This window comes from Actinomycetospora sp. (assembly GCF_055612215.1).
Genome location: NZ_JBVPVA010001144.1, coordinates 1 through 1,375, shown reverse-complemented (window position 1 = coordinate 1,375; position 1,375 = coordinate 1). Strand labels below are relative to the sequence as shown.

The following is a 1,375-nucleotide window of genomic DNA, read 5'->3' as shown; positions in this document are numbered from 1 at the left end:
GCCCGTGGTCGAGGAAGACGCGGGTCGCGACGACGTCGCGGCTGGGCCAGGTGACCACGGCCGCGGAGTCCTCGTCGCGCAGCACGGCGGGCAGCACCTGACCGCGCCAGGCCGCGACCAGCGCGTGCAGCGGGGCGTGGCCCGCGGCGCCGATCACCGGGTGGAGCTCGGTGACCTGGGCGGCCGACCACAGCAGCGACCCGCTGCCCGCGGGCCACACGTGGTGGGTCACGACACCGGCGACGCGCTCGGGCGGGTTCCCGACCACGACGACGTCGCCGGGAGGGGGCGCCGCAGCGCGCGGCAGCCGCGGGTCGAGCGCGGCGAACCGGCGCTGCTGGACCTCGAGGAGGTCGGCGAGCACCTGCGCGGGGGAGTCCGGGAGCGCGGCGCGCGGTCCGCCGGTCATCGGGGGCGCCCGACCGGTCCCGACCCGTCGTCGGGACCCTCGGGGCCACCTGGGCGAAGGCACCGGAAGATCGCGGTCCCGGGGAACAGGGCGCCGCGCAGCGGCGACCACTGGCCCCACACCTCGTCGAGGTCGTCGGGCCACTCCGGCTCGACGACACCCTCGAGCACCAGGCCCGCCCCGACGACGTCGGCGACCCGGTCGCCGAGCGTCCGGTGGTGCTCGACGTAGACGATGCGACCGTCGTCGTCGGCTTCGGCGTAGGGGGTGCGGTCGAAGTAGGACTGCGTGACGCACAGGCCGTCCTCGCCGGGGTCGTCCGGGAAGATCCAGCGCATCGGGTGGTTGACCGCGAACACCCACCGCCCGCCCGGGCGCAGGACCCGCGCGACCTCCGCCATGAGAGCGGCGGTGTCGGCGACGAAGGGCACCGCGCCGAACGCGGAGCACGCCAGGTCGAAGGCGCCATCGGGGAAGGGCAGGTGGGAGGCGTCGGCCTGGACCAGCGGCACGGCCACCCCGGAGCGCGCGTCGGCGGCGCGGGCCTGGGCCAGCATCCCGGCCGAGAGGTCGATCCCGACGGCGTCGGCCCCGCGGTCGACCAACCAGCGCGCGCACGACGCGGCGCCGCAGCCGACCTCGAGCACGCGGGCCCCGACGAGGGCCGACGGCGGACCGAGCAGACCCGCGTCGGCCTCGCGCAGCCGCTCGGGGCACCAGACGAAGTCGACGTCGCCGAGGAAGGCGCCGTGCTCGGCCTGGTAGCCGGGCGCCTCGTCGTCCCACCAGGCGCGGCTCGCGGCCACCGACTCCGCGGCACCGACCGGCCGGGCGACGGTGCCGGACGTGCCCGCCGACGCTCCCGGCCCCGGTGGCGGCATCGCGGCGCCGGCGCTCATGGGGGCATCCTGGCACGGCCCCGAGACCGGTCCGTCACCTGCCGAGAGCCTGCGCCGACCCCCGGCG

At 77.7% G+C, this 1,375-nt stretch carries 1 protein-coding gene and 1 pseudogene; both read right to left on the bottom strand.

What is annotated here, in order from left to right; translation table 11 throughout:
* Nucleotides 1-409: pseudogene (locus tag AC0CYZ_RS30840) on the bottom strand (hypothetical protein); the annotation flags it as partial.
* Nucleotides 406-1,290, bottom strand: coding sequence for a class I SAM-dependent methyltransferase (locus AC0CYZ_RS30835; protein ID WP_472221933.1), 885 nt, complete (start codon nucleotides 1,288-1,290; stop codon nucleotides 406-408). The gene AC0CYZ_RS30835 and the pseudogene AC0CYZ_RS30840, both read right to left, overlap by 4 nt.
* Between the last annotated feature and the right edge of the window lie 85 nt (nucleotides 1,291-1,375).